General features: G+C 50.7%; 13 protein-coding genes. 6 read left to right on the top strand and 7 right to left on the bottom strand.

Translation table 11 applies throughout. The features are described 5' to 3' along the window. Together HMPREF2711_RS09510 and HMPREF2711_RS09505 are read left to right on the top strand one after the other, a co-directional pair. Window positions 1-297: hypothetical protein (locus tag HMPREF2711_RS09510; RefSeq protein WP_070616044.1), on the top strand; the 297-nt coding region annotated here is incomplete at its 5' end. An 18-nt stretch (window positions 298-315) separates the two neighbouring features. Then, window positions 316-1299 (top strand): hypothetical protein, encoded by a 984-nt coding sequence (locus tag HMPREF2711_RS09505; RefSeq protein WP_003745878.1) that lies wholly within the window; start codon window positions 316-318, stop codon window positions 1297-1299. Window positions 1300-1368: 69 nt separating this feature from the next. Here the strand turns inward: HMPREF2711_RS09505 and HMPREF2711_RS09500 are convergent, their stop codons facing one another. From HMPREF2711_RS09500 to yjgA, 6 genes are all read right to left on the bottom strand, one after another. Beyond that, a complete protein-coding gene (locus HMPREF2711_RS09500; RefSeq protein WP_003745876.1) occupies window positions 1369-2304 on the bottom strand; it encodes a DMT family transporter in 936 nt (311 codons plus the stop codon). Between the two features lie 18 nt (window positions 2305-2322). Further along, window positions 2323-4023: a single-stranded-DNA-specific exonuclease RecJ gene (gene recJ, locus HMPREF2711_RS09495; protein WP_003745874.1), complete on the bottom strand. Its 1701-nt coding sequence runs from the start codon at window positions 4021-4023 to the stop codon at window positions 2323-2325. A gap of 119 nt (window positions 4024-4142) precedes the next feature. Continuing rightward, on the bottom strand, window positions 4143-5042 hold the full coding sequence (locus HMPREF2711_RS09490; protein WP_003745872.1) for a hypothetical protein: 900 nt from the start codon (window positions 5040-5042) through the stop codon (window positions 4143-4145). A 16-nt stretch (window positions 5043-5058) separates the two neighbouring features. Next, entirely contained in the window at window positions 5059-5490 is a 432-nt protein-coding gene (locus tag HMPREF2711_RS09485; RefSeq protein ID WP_003745871.1) for a hypothetical protein, read from the bottom strand. 193 nt (window positions 5491-5683) lie between these two features. After that, window positions 5684-6394: a hypothetical protein gene (locus HMPREF2711_RS09480; protein ID WP_003745869.1), complete on the bottom strand. Its 711-nt coding sequence runs from the start codon at window positions 6392-6394 to the stop codon at window positions 5684-5686. 71 nt (window positions 6395-6465) lie between these two features. Continuing rightward, window positions 6466-6999, bottom strand: coding sequence for a ribosome biogenesis factor YjgA (yjgA, locus tag HMPREF2711_RS09475; RefSeq protein ID WP_003745867.1), 534 nt, complete (start codon window positions 6997-6999; stop codon window positions 6466-6468). A gap of 124 nt (window positions 7000-7123) precedes the next feature. Between yjgA and pmbA the strand changes: the two genes are divergently transcribed. From pmbA to HMPREF2711_RS09460, 3 genes are all read left to right on the top strand, one after another. Next, the gene (gene pmbA / locus HMPREF2711_RS09470) at window positions 7124-8455 is read left to right on the top strand and encodes a metalloprotease PmbA (RefSeq protein WP_003745863.1); all 1332 of its coding nucleotides are present in this window, start codon (window positions 7124-7126) and stop codon (window positions 8453-8455) included. A gap of 87 nt (window positions 8456-8542) precedes the next feature. Further along, window positions 8543-9712 carry a glycosyltransferase gene (locus tag HMPREF2711_RS09465; protein ID WP_003745861.1) on the top strand — a complete coding sequence of 390 codons (1170 nt, stop codon included), beginning with the start codon at window positions 8543-8545 and terminating at the stop codon, window positions 9710-9712. 154 nt (window positions 9713-9866) lie between these two features. Continuing rightward, entirely contained in the window at window positions 9867-10376 is a 510-nt protein-coding gene (locus tag HMPREF2711_RS09460; RefSeq protein ID WP_003745858.1) for a cold-shock protein, read from the top strand. 93 nt (window positions 10377-10469) lie between these two features. On the opposite strand, the gene smc is transcribed toward HMPREF2711_RS09460, so the two are convergent. Then, window positions 10470-13955: a chromosome segregation protein SMC gene (smc, locus tag HMPREF2711_RS09455; protein WP_003745856.1), complete on the bottom strand. Its 3486-nt coding sequence runs from the start codon at window positions 13953-13955 to the stop codon at window positions 10470-10472. Between the two features lie 361 nt (window positions 13956-14316). Here smc and HMPREF2711_RS09450 point away from each other — a divergent pair, with 361 nt between their 5' ends. Then, window positions 14317-15765, top strand: a complete 1449-nt coding sequence (locus HMPREF2711_RS09450; RefSeq protein ID WP_070616042.1) for a transferrin-binding protein-like solute binding protein — start codon at window positions 14317-14319, stop codon at window positions 15763-15765. The last annotated feature ends 37 nt before the right edge of the window (window positions 15766-15802 follow it).

The following is a 15802-nucleotide window of genomic DNA, read 5'->3' as shown; positions in this document are numbered from 1 at the left end:
GAACCTGTTGACCAAATGGATGAAGATTGTTTGAGGCTTACCCTATTAGATTTTGAAATTGCATTAGATAAGAAGTACGAAGATTTATTTCGACGTGCCACTGCCAAAGACCAAAAACTTCATGGCTTGACAAAACAGTATTTTGCAAGCATCCGCTCAAAATGGAAGGCTTATAAGGAGGAACTTTGTTCCGACCCGACAATCACAACCGACTTGAAAACTCCTTCAGACAAAATCCTCTATCTGTGTGACGTTCAACAAACACAATATCACTTAAAAGCATTGGAACGTTTTTAATTTTTTTAGGAGACTGATATGAGTCGTTTTACAGGCGGAGACCATCTGAAACCGGAAGACGGTTTGAAATACTATATCCATCAAGCCATGATGGTAAACGAATTGTCGGGCGGGCGCGGCGCGTACAAAATATCGAATGCGGAGAAGGCTGCCAGCGGTCCGAGTTTCGGTCCTATCCAGTACGACATAGGCGGCAATAATGAAGGGAGGAATTTGTTGGAACGGATTGCGCGAGAGGCAACAGACTCAAAAGGCAACCGTTTTATTTCCGATAATGAAATAAAGCAGATGCAAATCCATCTATACAAGCCATTCAATAAAATGTCTGCCGAAGACAAACAGGTGTATCAAAATCTGAAACCGAAATTGAATCAGGCTTTGGCTTCCGAAACCGGTATCTCATTAATCAATCGGGATTATGTTAAAGTTCTTAATAAAAAAGTTGGTGAAGTCCATAAAGTTATTTCTAAAATCACAAATCTTGAAAACAAGCAATTCCTGCAATCCAATATGCAGGCACAAGTCTTTATTGCCGATATAGGCAACCAATATGGCAAAAAAGTAAACGAAGCTTTGGTGGAGTTCCTCAGCCAGAGTAAAGAAGATAACGGAGTAAGGCTGCCGGGAGGACGACAGGTCAAAGTCGAAGGCAAACTGGATATGGAAGATTTAAAAAACTTCCGTATGAATACGGCTTACGGTGTCAAACATCCCGCCGATGCCCGTCGCAGAGACAAACACATCGAGGATGTTACCGCTCCGACCCGCGAAAAACCGCGAACCCAAACAGATAAATTCCATGCCTTGGTTCAAGGCTTGCTCAACGATAAGGACGGCTCTTTCGCCGAACAGGTTTTGGCGGAAAACCGCGAAGTTGTTGATGCTTTCAATGCCAAAGTGCAGGAAAGAATGGAACAGGAACGGCAACAAACGGCAGCGAGGGAAATTTCTGTGCAGCAGAATCCTGCGGAAAGGGAATTTGGTGGGCGGTCTTTCGGCTGATCGTTCCACATGAGGCCGTCTGAAACCTGTTTCAGACGGCCTTGTTTATTCTGTTTCGCAATAAATGCTTTATATCTTTCTCAAAAAAAGCCCCATTACTTTCTCTCCGGCCACAGCCAGCAATGCTCCGGCCACAACCACCATGGCACCCACATAGCTGACGATATTCATATCCGAAGCGGCAAAATAATCGGGGGCGAGATGATGGCCGATGGTGGAAAATATCATGGTGAACACGGGAATCAGCGTGGTGACGATACTGACTTTTGAAGCGTCCCAATGATTGAGCGCTTCGCCGAATGAACCATAACCGATCAGCGTGTTTAAGCAGCAATAGATAAAGCAGCCCCATAAAAACGGATTGCCGATATGGGCGATTTGTGATGGTTCGGCAAACGGCAGGAAAACAAAGCTGCTGCAAAAATAAATCATGAGCAGGATTTGTTGCGAATTGAAATGTTTGGACAAAAGTTTTTGCGCCACGCCGTAGCACACCCAAATCATGCTGCCCGAAGCCGCCATGATTACCCCGACCGCGTAGCTGCCCAAACTGAAAAGTTCGCCGAATTTGTCGTTGAAAAACATGACCAAACCCGTCAGCAAAAGCATCAAGCCGATTTTTTGCCAGCGCGTAAAGGCTTCTTTAAACACGCCAACGCCGACCAAAATCATGGTAAAGGGCGAGAGCTGCCACAACACCTGCGTGGTTGTCGGCGAAATATAGTGCAAACCCATAGCAACGAGCACAAAGTTGGCGGAAATACCGATAATACCCAGTACCAATAAAAATAAGGTTTGCTTGGAAAATTCAGACGGCCGCGGCAGCTTGCCGGTCAGTCCCAACAACGCAAACAACACCAGCGAAGCCACTAAAAAGCGTATCCACACCAGCGTGGGCGCATCGACGGCTTTTAAGGCCTGTTGCGCCGCTACCGGCAGCGAGCCCCAAGTCATGGTGGCAAGCAGCGCCAAAGAAAAGCCGAGCCAAGGTTTTTGTTTCTTCATTTTTCAGACGGCCTTTGTTTACGCGGCTTCCCAGTAGTCGATATAAAGCTGCAATTCGAGATTATTCCGCCATTCGTTGGCAACGGGGCGGTACACCGTGCGGATGTATTCGGGAATGTCTTCGCTGCAACGCCAGAACATGGCTTCAAATTCGTAGCCGTCTTTTTGCAGCCAGACTTTTTTGTGTTTGCCCTCCGCGCCCAAAGGCTGCTGGCGGACAACATGGAATTCGTCGGTAAAACTCGGCGGCGCGAAGCCCTGCCCCCAAACGTGGCGGGCAAGGTTCTGCGCCTGTTCCAGCGTAATATCGCGGGCAGGCAGGCTGCCGTCGGTAATATAGGTTTGCGACAAATCGTCTTCGCACACCATCTCGCGCACGGCTTCTTCAAAGGCCGTCTGAAACGCGGGAATATTGTGTTCGAGTATGCTCAAACCCGCCGCCATTGCGTGTCCGCCGAATTTCAAAATCAAATCGGGATGGCGTTTGGATACCAAATCCAAAGCATCGCGCAGGTGCAAATTGGGAATGGAGCGTCCCGAACCGCGCACTTCGCCGTTGTCGGCAGGCGCAAACACGATGGTCGGACGATAAAAACGGTCTTTGAGGCGGCTGGCAACAATGCCGACCACGCCTTGATGGAAGTCGTCTCGATACGCCACCAAAGTCGTCTGACCTGGAGGCAGAGTTTCGGGAAAATCATTCAGCGCGTCTTGCAGCATAGACTGCTCGATTTCGCGGCGTTCGATATTGAGGTTGTTTAACTGGGCCGCCAGTTCCTGCGCCTCGGCATCATCTCGCGCCAACAGACAGGCAATGCCGACCGACATATCGTCCAGCCGTCCGGCGGCGTTAATGCGCGGTCCCAACGCAAAGCCCATATCAAACGGCTGCGCCTTGCGCCAATCGCGCCGCGCCACTTCAAACAAAGCGCGGATGCCGGGGCGCATTTTGCCCGAACGCATCCGTTTCAAACCTTGCGACACGAGGATGCGGTTGTTGTGGTCGAGGGCGACGACATCGGCGACGGTACCGAGTGCGACCAAATCCAAAAGGTCGCCTAGATTCGGCTCTTTCAGGCCGTCTGAAAAATAATTGCGGCGGCGCAGTTCGGCACGCAAAGCCATCAATACATAAAAAATCACGCCTACGCCCGCCAAACTTTTGCTGGGAAAGCCGCAGCCTTTTTGGTTCGGATTGACGATGATACAGTCGGGCACGGTCTCGGCAGGCAGATGGTGGTCGGTCACAATCACATCCAAACCCAACTCCTGCGCACGCGCCACGCCTGCAATGCTGGCGATACCGTTATCCACCGTTACCAATAAATCCACGCCTTGCTCTGCCGCGATTTCGGCCAGCTCGGGCGTTAAGCCGTAGCCGTGTTCAAAGCGGTTGGGCACAAGAAAATCCACTTTCGCCCCCATCGCCGCCAAACCGCTCATACCGACGGCACACGCCGTTGCACCGTCGGCATCGTAGTCGGCGACAATCAGGATTTTTTCCTGACGCTCAACCGCATCCGCCAAACGGCCGGCGGCGGCTTCGCAGTTTGTCAGCGTTTGATACGGCAAAAGCGCAGCAAGCTTGTCGTCCAACTCGGCCGGACTTTGCACATCACGCGCAGCACACAGCCTTGCAATCAAAGGATCGGTACCGGCAGTGAGCAAGTCGTTAAAAACAGTCGGATTAATAGAACGTGTTTGGATTTTGACGGACATGATGTGGAAATCAAGGATAGTTTTGTATATTTGAAAGGGATATTGTAAAAGGATGAAGTCATCTGAAAACCGTTTTTCAGACGACCCCTCAAGCTACATTAGTCAGAGTAATGTTTGCTTCAGACAGAACGAGAGAAGCCTCGTTGTTTTTCTTGTTGAATATTTTGGTTTTCTTGAGCAACAAGCTGTTGTTGCCACTCTTCTTCTAAAGTCTGTTGGACTCTTTCATTGAAACTGGCCACTTTGTCAGGATTATCAGCCAAAAGTTTTTTTGCATACGAACCGTCGGTATCATTCAATAATCCTTGCAGCATCGCCATAGTTTCTTCGTATTTGGATTGAGGCTTGGGATTGTCGGTTGTTGCCGCTGTTTCGACATGGTGAGATGTTTCTTCTTGAATTTGCATGGTGTACTGAGGATTTCCTCTGAGTTTCTCTTCATCAAGATAACTCAAATCTTTAATGTCGGAGATATGCGGATCCTCAGGATCTTTCGGCACAAGACTCTTATTCAGCTTATTTCCCGAACCTGGGGCAAGATGTTGGAATATTCCATCTTTTTCAGGCTCAGGAAAGCCTGCTTCACGCAATAAGGTATCGGCAAGGGTATTGGAATTTTGCCTTAAGTAATCATAAGGATAGATATTGTTCTTGCTTTGAGCATTGCGTACCATTTCAGCCCATTTAGCTGATAAATCAGGAGCTTCAGCGATTAGCTCGCGGTATTGCTTTTGTGGAGAAATAGGTTCTTTATCTAAACTTTTATACCAAGCAGTTTTCCTATTATTGAAATTATCCGGATTTTGGGCATTATATGGTAAACCAATATTCTTTGGTAAGCCGGTTTCAATATGGATTTTTCCCAAAGGAAGTTGTGGGGAAATTTCTTTACCCACCCATCCACTGATAGTATATTGTTGTCCCATTTTATCAGTATAGAGTAGAAATTTGTGGTGATAATCTACATTCGCAAATGTGCCGATATGCCGATAGCCGACTTCAATTTTTTCGTTTGCCATTTATATTCTCCTATTGTTATTGAGCATAATAGAATTCACTATCGATATTTTCCAGATAGCCAGAAGCGTTAAATTTTAATTCAATCATTACCTCTGGATTAGGAATCATCGGGTGAATCTGTTTGCCATAGCCTGCGTAGATAATATGTCCTTTATCGCTGTAGTGTTGATTCATCTCGGTCAATTTTTCAATTACCTCCTTTTTAGAAGAACCAATCGGGAGATATTTAGCAACAATATGGCTTACATCTTTGGACTGACCGGGTTCGATGTACTTTTCACTGGCAAAAATTTCTTTCAGCATAGGACTTTGGGGTTGCATTTTGCTTTTTCCTTTTGAGGTTGATTGTTGGATTTCAGAATGTTTTTCATGGTTACTTACTTCGCAAGCTGATAAAAACACAAGTGACATAACAATTGGTAATACTGCTAAGTTTCTTAATTGCATAATTAATCCTTTATAAAGACTTCTATTTTTGTTTGTCATTCGAATTTTACTATTATTGGCCATAAGAAAAATCTCTATCAACATTTCATAATGTATCTCAAAATATTTAATTTCAAGGTGATTCTAATTCACGCTTATAAAAGCATGGGATGTGCCTTTTTTCTATCCCCTGCAGGGATGACGGCCTTGGATATTATTTGCGTGAATCATCGACAATTTCACCGATCACGGCATAGGAGCCTGCTATCACTGCGCCGACTGCGTCCAAAGCCAATGTAAATGGCGTTTTCAGGATATTACCCGTCAACTTCCAAACATCGGTGCTTGTTTTGGTTTCCACATAATAAATTCTGACCGGAACGGCAGTGTCAAAACGGCGGTCTTCGGCAACATTTTTCGGCGTTGCGTAATAATGACCTTCGGCAGAAATACACCGTGTGTAGACAGTTTTGTCATCGAGTTCGACCGGCTTGAACGCCAGCTGTTTCAACTTGGCAATCTCGGCAACTTTTTGAGTATCGTAACGCAGGCAGAAATTCGAGCGGAAAGTTTGCGCTTCAGGGGATTTTAATTCAACCGGCAAAGCCTCATACACCTGTTTTGGGTTTTGCCGAACCATTTGAAACCGTTTGCTCAGCTTAGCATCCAAGATCGCCTTCAACTTGGCCGAATCTTTAGAATTAACGACAAACCAATATTTTCCACCCATCATGACCAAGCTGCCTGTTTCCAGTTGCGTATTGTCTTTGGCAACCACGCCAAATGCGTGAATATTGTCTTTGGCAACGGTTTTTTCAGTCGTGGTTTTATGGAACGGGCTATTTCTTTCCCAAAGATCGGTAGTACAACCATTCAGGGTCAATACACCAACCAGCAAGGCGGTTGCAGAGCGGCGAAATTTCATGGTCATCCTCCTTCGGTATTACGATACAGGCCGTCTGAAAACCGCAATCCGTTTTCAGACGGCCTTAAGGTTTATTCCTCCCAATCCTGCCCTTCTTCTGAAGCATCGGATTGACCGGCCTCCATCACTGCTTTAATTTCTTGGAACAGCGCGCGGAAGTTTTTCGGCGGTTTGTTTTGTTCCTGCTCTTTTTTGGTGTTGCGGATCAAGGTGCGCAATTTACCGGCGTCTGCTTGCGGAAAATCGGCCATAAATTGGGTAATCGCGCCATCGTCTGCCAACAGTCGGGTACGCGCCTGCTCGACGCGTTGCAAAAAGGCATTGTGTGCTGCATTGTCGCCGCGCAGTTTGGCCAAATAGGCTTCGATGGGTGCGGGGTCGGTATCGCGCATCAGGCGGCCGATAAATTGGGCTTGGCGTTTGAGCGCGCTGTTGGACGTGATTTTTTTATAGGTGGCGATGGCTTCAAACAAGTCTTCGTCCAAGCCGATTTTTTTCAACGTATCACTGGAGAGCTTGGTCAATTCCATACCCAAAGCCTGCAAATCGTTCATCTGCTTTTTCATTTGGGTTTTGCTGACCCATTCGTCTTCTTGTTCAAACATTGTGTTTACCTGATTTTCTGAATCTGCCTATTTTATCAGTTTTCAGACGGCCTTTCCGTGCGATTTTTGCAGTGGCCGTCTGAAACGGTTAAAATGCCGCAAAACCCTGTCAGGAAACCTTTTTATGCTGTTTAACCACACACCGGACGAGCTGTTGCGCTTGTGCGGACACACGCTGGATTTGGCCAAACAATCCGGCGCTACCTCGGCCGAAGCCGATTTCAGCGAGTCGCTCGGCCAAAGCGTCAGCGTGCGCCTGGGCGAAATCGAACAAATCGAGTTCCAACAAGACAAATCTTTAGACATTACGGTCTATGTCGGCCAACGCAAAGGCCGCGCCAGCACTGCCGACTTCTCCGAACGCGCCCTGCAAGATACGGTCAAGGCCGCCATCGATATTGCGCGCTATACCGCCGAAGACGATTGCGCCGGCCTTGCCGATGCTGCCTTGATGGCAACCCATATCGGCGACCTCGACCGCTACCACGAATGGGATTTGAGTACCGAATCCGCCATTGATTTGGCCAAGCAATGCGAACAGGCTGCGCTGTCAACGGACAAACGCATTGAAAATTCCGAAGGCGCATCGGTTCATACCGGCCATTACCAATACGTTTACGGCAACACCCACGGCTTTGCCGCACACCAGCAAAGCACGCACCACAGCATTTCTTGCAGCGTGGTCGCCAGCGACGAACACGGCATGCAGCGAGACTATTGGTACGATTCTTCCTGCCGTCACGAAGACATGGACGCGCCCGAACTCATCGGTAAAACCGCAGCCGAACGGACTTTACGCCGTCTGAACAGCCGCAGCGTTCCGACCGGCAGCTATCCCGTACTGTTCGACACCACTGTCGCCGTCGGCTTAATCGGCCACCTTATCGGCGCACTCAGCGGCGGTGCGCTCTACCGCCAAAGCAGCTTCCTGATTGACAGCATCGGCAAACAGGTGCTGCCCGAGTTTCTCAGCCTTCGTGAAGAGCCGCATATCCTGCGCTCGTTCCGCAGCACTTATTTCGATGCCGAAGGCGTGGCCACGCAGCCGCGTTTTGTGGTGAAAGACGGCGTCGTCAAAGGCTATTTCCTCAACAGTTACAGTGCAAAAAAACTCGGTATGCAGACAACGGGCAACGCCGGCGGCGCGCACAATCTGTATCTGAACCACACCCACGCCACGCAGGCCGACCTGTTGAAAGAAATGGGAACAGGTTTGCTGGTTACCGAATTGATGGGACAAGGCGTTAACACCATTACCGGCGACTACTCGCGCGGCGCGGCCGGATTTTGGGTGGAAAACGGCGTCATTGCCTATCCGGTTCAGGAAATCACCATTGCCGGACGTTTGCAGGATATGTACCGCGACATCATCGGCGTGGCAGACGACGCATTACGCCGTTCGTCCAACCAAATCGGCTCCGTCTTGGTTTCCAAAATGACGGTTGCCGGCAACTGATTGAACTAAATATACCAAAGGCCGTCTGAAAGATATCTTTTCTTTTCAGACGGCCTCGCCGTTATCTACCTCCATAAAAAACACATCATGCATATTGTCGTCATCCCCTCTTGGTACCCCTCTTCCGAAACCGACGTGGACGGAATCTTTTTCCGCCTCCAAGCCCAAGCCCTGCAACGCGAAGGCATGAAAATCGGCATGGTCGTTCCCATGTTCCGCTACTTGAGAAGCCAGCCGAAAACCATCTTCTCGCGCTTCTACGGCCTGCGTCGCCATCAGCAAGGCGGACTCAACACTTACGCCTACGACAGCATGTATTTCTTCCCGCGCTGCCCGGTTGTCGACATCGACCGCATCCGCTGGGTCAACGCAGGCATGAAAGCTTTTGAAGCCTATATCGCCGACAACGGCAAACCCGACGTAATTCACGCCCATTGCGTCAACTACGCCGCCATTTTGGCCTGTGCCATCTTCAAAAAATACGGCATTCCCTATGTGATTACCGAACACAGCAGTGCCATTTCACGCGGCCTTGTCCGCAAAAACCAATGGCCGTCCATGCACGAAGCCGTGCGCCACAGCGCGGCCCGGTTCGCCGTCAGCCGTGATTTCTGCCGCATTCTCGAAAAAACCTACGCCGGTACAGACTGGCAATACCTGCCCAATATGCTGGGCAGCAATTTTGAACAGGATTTCGAATTCCCCGAAAAAAACCATCAAGACTTCACCTTCTGCAGCGTCTCCCACCTGCGCCACCTCAAAGGCCACGACCTGCTCCTGCCTGCTTTTGCCGAAGCACTCAAAACCTATCCGCAGCTCAAACTCAAAATCGGCGGCGGCGGCGCAGAAGAAGGCCGTCTGAAACAACTGGCAAGCGACTTGGACATCAACCACGCCGTTACCTTTACCGGCGCATTGACCACCGACCAAACCCTAGACCTCATGCGCCACAGCAACGCATTCGTCCTCGCCAGCCGTACCGAGACTTTCGGCGTCGTCTATATCGAAGCACTGTCGCAAGGTTTGCCCGTTATCGCCACACGCTGCGGCGGCCCCGAATCCATCGTCACTTCCGACAACGGCCTGCTGGTGCCAATCGAAAACATACCGGAACTGACCAAAGCATTGCTCACCCTATACGAAAACCATGCACACTACGATCCCGTCCGTTTGCGCCAAGATTGCCTGCAACAATTCGGCAGCCGAGCCATAGCGCAACACCTGATCGACACCTTCCAAAAAGTGCTTAATAAATAGGCATAAACCATGCAGGCCGTCTGAAATCCTTCAGACGGCCCGCCTTCTTCCAACAAGACAAATCTAGTGTAAAATTAAGACAATAACCAAACTTTTTGATTTAAAATCAGTCGAAAGAAAAACTGTTACCTATAATAATATCCCCACATACATTATGCGCTATTACGGAACGATTACTCGCTGGAACAGCAAGCGCGGCTTCGGCGCCGCTACCATAGAAGACACAGGCCAAGAAATCTTTCTTGCCCTTGCCGCCTTCACCACCCTTACCCGCCTTCCGGCCGAAGGGCAACACATCTCCTTCAACATCACAGAAGGCCGGCGCGGCCGCAAAGAAGCCGAAAACGTCTGCTTCGCCCTCGATTGCGCCGACTGCTTCGATGTCCTCGTCCCTCCCCCCGAAAAACCCCTCGCCGGCAAACAAGCCATCGTCGGCCTGATTGCCGTGATCTTCGTCTGCAGCATTTTCGCCGCCTTGTGGTACGGCCTCCACTTTTCCGACAATACACCCAAAGAACCGGCCGTCAAAAAACAAGAAACCATGGTTCACGAAGTAGCCGCCAAAATCGAAGCCGAACGCAAAGCATGGCGCGATGCCGTCAACCGCAGCAACCAACGCTCGGGGCAGCCTCAACGCGCCAAAGATGATGTGTCGAAACAATAACGCTTTATCCAATACAAAAAGGCCGTCTGAAAAAATGGGAAGATGAAATGATAGATTTCTTCCTCATTCTTTCAGACGGCCTTTATTCTTACCTCAATTCGGTTCGGCCATTTCCAACGCCTGTTTGATGTCTACGGCAACGACGCGCGATACGCCTTTTTCCTGCATGGTTACGCCGACCAGCTGCTCCGCCATTTCCATGGTCAGGCGGTTGTGGGAGATGTAGAGGAACTGGGTTTGCGCCGACATTTCTTTGACCAGGTTGCAGAAACGCGAGGTGTTGGCGTCGTCCAGCGGGGCGTCGACTTCGTCCAGAAGGCAGAAGGGGGCGGGGTTGAGGCTGAACAGGGCGAACACGAGGCTCATGGCGGTGAGGGCTTTTTCGCCGCCGGAGAGGAGGTGGATGGTGCTGTTTTTCTTGCCGGGCGGGCGCGCCATGATGGACACGCCGGCGGTCAGGAGGTCGTCGCCTATCATTTTGAGGGTGGCTTCGCCGCCGCCGAATAAGGTGGGGAAGAAGGTTTGGACTTTGCCGTTGACGGCATCGAAGGTTTCTTTGAAACGCGCTTTGGTTTTGTCGTCGATTTGGGCGATGGCTTCTTCCAAAAGGGTGATGGCGGCCTGCACGTCTTCACTCTGGCTGCGGTAGTAGCCGTCGCGTTCGCGCGCTTCTTCGAGTTCTTGCAGGGCGGCGAGGTTGACGGCGCCGAGGGCTTCGATTTGCTGGATGAGGCTGCCGATGCTGCTGTTCAATACTTTCGGCGATTCTTTCGCCAACGCTTCGAGCGTGTCCAAATCGGCGGCGCGTTCGGTCAGGTTTTGATGGTAGCGTTTGGCGTTAATCAGGGCTTCCTGCTGCTGCAACAGGGCGGTTTGGGTGGCGGCCTGAAGCTGCGGCAGCTTGGTTTGCAGGGTTTGTACGCGGGCGTATTGCTCCCTGCCCTGCTCCTGAATCTGCGCGAGTTTTTCCTGTGCGGCGATGTATTCTTCGTCCAGCGTGTGCACGGCTTCTGTCAGCTCGTCGAGCTTGATGTGCTGCTCGTCGTTTTGGAACTCGGTTTCATAGGCGAGGGCAAGCTCTTGCTGGCGTTCCTGCCAGTCCAGGGTTTGCTGTTCGAGCCGGGCGATTTGCTGCTGGTAGTTTTGTTTTTGCTGGTTGAGCTTATGGACGGCAACTTCGGCCAGCCCGTATTGGCGGTTGGCTTCCAACAAGGCAAGCTGCGCCTGTTTCAGACGGCCTTGCTGCTCTTGGCGGCTGTGCGCGGTGGTCTGTTGTTGGTGTTCGAGTTCGGCGGCGGCTTCCTGCAAAGTAGCGATGTCGTCTGAAAGCCCGTCGGACGTGTGTTGCAACACGGTCTGTTCTTCCGCCAACTGCGCCAGTTCGCGCTCGATGTGTTCGCGGCGGATTTGCCCTTGGTTGGTGCGCGCCAGAAGTTCGGCGGCGCGTTGCTGCGCCTGGCTGTATTGGCGCGTGTGCTGCTGTTGTTGCTGCATCAGGTTTTTGTGCTGCACTTCGGACGAGCGCACGGCGGCTTCCGCCTGTTTGAACGCGGCTTCGGCGGCGGAAAGTTCGGGGGCGAGGTTTTCCAGTTCGGAAGCGATGCCGTCGAGGCGCGCTTTTTGGGCAATCAGGCTTTCCTGCGCGGGTTTGGCATAGAGCAGGACGCTGACTTTATCGACCTGATGGCCTTCGGGCGTGAGCCAGATTTGGTGTGCGCCCAAATCGCTTTGATGCGCGAGGGCGTAGCTCAAATCGGGCGCGCACAATACGCCGTCGAGCCAGTGGTGCAATGCCGTCTGAAACGGCGGCTGCGCTTGGATTTGGTTCAACAATGCCTGTACGGGCAGGGATTTTTTGATGCCGCCGGAGAGGTCGTCTGAAAGCCATGCCGCCTGCCCCTGCGGCAACGGCACGGGGGGAACGAAGCCAGACGGCACGCTACGGGCGTGCAGGCGTTCGGCAAGGATGACGGACAAGGCGTGCTGCCACTCGGCGGGCGCGGTGATGTGTTGCCACAGTTGCGGCGCGGCGGCGTGGTCGGTTGCCTGCCAGAAGTCGGCTGCTTCCTGCTGTTGCGACAGGATTTGCGACAACGCCTGCTGCTGCGCCTGCAAGGTGATGTGTTGCTGCTTCAGGCTTTGGAAGCGGTTTGAGGCCGTCTGAAACGCCTCGCGGGCGGCGTGTAGGGCTTCTTCGGCAGCAATGATTTGTTCTTCGTAATGCTCTTGCTGGCTTTGCAACAAGGCGGCGGCTTCCTGCGCGGCGGCGGTTTCGGCCTCGTCGGGCAGGTTCAGGGCTTGGTTTTCCTGTTTCAGACGACCTTTGCGCTCTTCGTGCTTGGCAACGGTTTGTTCGGCATGGGCAAGCTGCTGCTGCTTCAACGCCAGTTCGCGGCGGATTCGGTTTGCCTCGTCCTGCTGGGTTTGGAAGGCGGCATTAAGCGTGGCTTGGGCTTCTTCCAATTCGGGCAGACGCTCTTCGTGTTCGGCAACCTGCATCGCCCATTCCGCCAATTCGGTTTGCTTTTCTTCGGCCTGCAACTCGTTTTCTTCAAGCTGCACGCGGATTTGCTGCTGCTCCTGATGGATACGTTGCAACTGCGCCTGCGCCGCCTGTTTGTCGCGTTCGATGCGTTGGTGCAGGTTTTGCTGATGGCGGATTTGTTCTTCCAAACGGGCAATCTGCTCGCGCAACACGCCGCGTTTGTTGCTCAATTCGTGTACTGCCTGCTGCTGCGACTGCTCGGCAGTCTGCAAGGCGTGTACTTCGTCGTTTAACGCCTGAACCTGCGCGGCGGTTTCGTCCTGCTGCGCCTGCAAAGACTGATGCTGCGCGGTCGCCTTGTCGGCGGCGGCAAGCGATTGCTGCCATTGGGCGTAATCGAGTAAATCCTGTTGTTGGTTCAACTGCGCGGTCAGGGATTTGTAGCGTTCGGCGGTTTCTGCCTGTTTTTCCAACTTTTCCACCTGACGCGCCAACTCGTTCTGTAAATCGCCCAAACGCTGCAAATGCTCGCGCGTGTCTTTCAGACGGCCTTCCGTCTCCTTGCGGCGTTCCTTATATTTGGACACGCCCGCCGCCTCTTCGATATAGGCGCGCAACTCCTCCGGCCGCGCTTCGATGATGCGCGAAATCATCCCCTGCTCGATAACGGCATAACCGCGCGCGCCCACGCCCGTACCCAAGAACAAATCGGTAATGTCGCGGCGGCGCACGGTCTGATTGTTGATGAAATAAGTCGATTCGCCCTGACGCGTCAGCTGCCGCTTGATGCTCACCTCGGCATACTGCCCCCACGCCCCCTGCAAACTGTGGTCGCTGTTGTCAAACACCAGCTCCACCGAAGCCCTCGGCGCAGGACGGCGCGTCGCCGCACCGTTAAAAATCACGTCCTGCATACTCTCGCCGCGAAGCTGCTTCGCCGAAGCCTCGCCCAACACCCAACGCACCGCGTCAATCACATTCGACTTGCCGCAACCGTTCGGCCCGATAACCGCAACAAGCTGCCCCGGCACATGAATCGTGGTCGGGTCGGTAAAAGATTTGAAGCCGGAGAGTTTGATGTGGGTCAGGCGCATGGCAATGTTTCGAATCGGAAAAGAAGGCGTATTTTAACGGAAATACGCTGATTCGTTGAGAGAAAAGCATCCATAAAGTCCGACTGCTCTTTTATCTTCAAAGGCCGTCTGAAAAGTTTGTTAAAAAGAAACAGACCAGCTATCGAACTCACTAAAATATTCAAAATAAATTCATATAAAACAATTAACTAAAAAAATATCCACCCAACCACCTTCCCTTTGATTAATTTTTGTACAGAAATGAAAACAAACTGTTTATTTTTTTATGATTTATGGTTATTATCGGGCATTAAAGGTTTAAAAATCAGATAAACGATCTCTCCGACCTTTTCATCAAGCGAATAACTATACAGGGAATCTCATGTCAAACATCCAAACCAAACTTAAAACTATCGTTTTTACAGCCATCAGCGCAGCCATCAGCGCAGCCATCTTGTCCGCATGCGGCGGTGGCGGAGGCGGCGGTTCATCTGCTTTAAGCACCGGCGCGACTCCTACCAATAATACCGGCAACTCTGCTGGCAATAATGGCAATCCTGCCAACAACAGCAATGCCAACACTCCGAAAGCGCCGTCTACTACGCTCACCAACAGTGCCGACAATCTTGCCAAACTGACCGATGAAGCTCCAATCGATCCGGCCAACATTACCCAGCCTTTGCACACACATTTCATCTCCTCCAAAGGTGCACAGCAATCCAACCCTAACGTACAAATCCGCAGAGATACCGCAGGCAAAATGTTCCAAACGGACAATCAAGACCGCAACCAAAATGGTCTGATCAGTTCTATTGACTTTAACAGCAATGATGAAGTCAAAATGGACGGCGTTGTATTGTTTAACAAGACCACTGATGGCAACGCAACCCAACCTACATGGACAAGCTACGCTTCTGTTATTGCCAAAGTATATTCAAAAGGCAATACTCAAACTGATGTCAGTGAACAAACGGGAAAAGAGAAAAATACCGAATTTGCATACGGTAAATCAACTTTGGATGAACGTATTGTTGAACTTTATAAGAAGTTAGAAGCTGAAAAAGAAAATCTAAAAAAAGAACAAAACTCAGAGTCTGGCCAAATTGATCATGACAAAATAAAGAAAATTGAAGCTAAAATTAGAGACTTAGACGCTTTATACAAAAAAAATCTGCAACATCGCACTAATCTGGCAACCTTTAATAAAATTGACAGCGATAATTTAGCCTACTTCCGCACCGATAAAAACGGCTTAGTTTTTGACAAACAATTCGATGGTGTTTATGTCATCAATTTTGATGACGGCACCAAAATTGTGTTGCATGATCCTTCTGCGGCCGGCTGGACATATCAAACCTTCGCGCATTACACCGATCCTAAAGGACATGTATACCAAGGCTACCAAAGCCTGGGCGATGAAACTGTCTTCACTACCCTGCCTGCTAAAGGTACAGCCACCTACAAAGGTATTTCCACTGCCTATGTGGTTACCGACAAGAACAATCGTCAGTTGACTTCCAATGTCATGGCTATCGTTGATTTCGGCCTCAAAGGTGTCCGTTTTGAAACGTCAAACTCACACTTCCATACTTTGGAAAATGGTAAGCGTGTATCCCAAGCAGATAAAAACTACGATTTCAAAGGTACGGCAAGCTGGAAAGACGGTAACCTCTTCTCCGGCAAAGTCAGCACGGCCGATGACAAGTTAAGTGGCAACCTGAACGGCAAATTCTACGGCCCCAATGCTGCAGAAATTGGCGGCACTTACGGCTTGAAAAACAAAGATGCAACCGAACACTTAATCGGTGGCTATGGCGCGAAACGTCAATAAACCTGCCTAAACAAAAGGCCGCCTGAAGTTTCAGACG

It is taken from the genome of Neisseria sp. HMSC070A01, assembly GCF_001810165.1.
GTDB lineage: Bacteria > Pseudomonadota > Gammaproteobacteria > Burkholderiales > Neisseriaceae > Neisseria.
Note: the sequence above shows the minus strand (reverse complement) of the source record. Positions and strands in the feature narration are given on the sequence as shown.

Bases quoted from the DNA above. Each gene is read 5' to 3' on its own strand.
- HMPREF2711_RS09490 (WP_003745872.1), bottom strand. From the start codon at position 5,042: ATGGCAAACGAAAAAATTGAAGTCGGCTATCGGCATATCGGCACATTT.
- HMPREF2711_RS09480 (WP_003745869.1), bottom strand. From the start codon at position 6,394: ATGAAATTTCGCCGCTCTGCAACCGCCTTGCTGGTTGGTGTATTGACC.
- HMPREF2711_RS09460 (WP_003745858.1), top strand. From the start codon at position 9,867: ATGCGCTATTACGGAACGATTACTCGCTGGAACAGCAAGCGCGGCTTC.
- pmbA (WP_003745863.1), top strand. From the start codon at position 7,124: ATGCTGTTTAACCACACACCGGACGAGCTGTTGCGCTTGTGCGGACAC.
- HMPREF2711_RS09485 (WP_003745871.1), bottom strand. From the start codon at position 5,490: ATGCAATTAAGAAACTTAGCAGTATTACCAATTGTTATGTCACTTGTG.
- smc (WP_003745856.1), bottom strand. From the start codon at position 13,955: ATGCGCCTGACCCACATCAAACTCTCCGGCTTCAAATCTTTTACCGAC.
- HMPREF2711_RS09505 (WP_003745878.1), top strand. From the start codon at position 316: ATGAGTCGTTTTACAGGCGGAGACCATCTGAAACCGGAAGACGGTTTG.
- HMPREF2711_RS09500 (WP_003745876.1), bottom strand. From the start codon at position 2,304: ATGAAGAAACAAAAACCTTGGCTCGGCTTTTCTTTGGCGCTGCTTGCC.
- yjgA (WP_003745867.1), bottom strand. From the start codon at position 6,999: ATGTTTGAACAAGAAGACGAATGGGTCAGCAAAACCCAAATGAAAAAG.
- HMPREF2711_RS09450 (WP_070616042.1), top strand. From the start codon at position 14,317: ATGTCAAACATCCAAACCAAACTTAAAACTATCGTTTTTACAGCCATC.
- HMPREF2711_RS09465 (WP_003745861.1), top strand. From the start codon at position 8,543: ATGCATATTGTCGTCATCCCCTCTTGGTACCCCTCTTCCGAAACCGAC.
- recJ (WP_003745874.1), bottom strand. From the start codon at position 4,023: ATGTCCGTCAAAATCCAAACACGTTCTATTAATCCGACTGTTTTTAAC.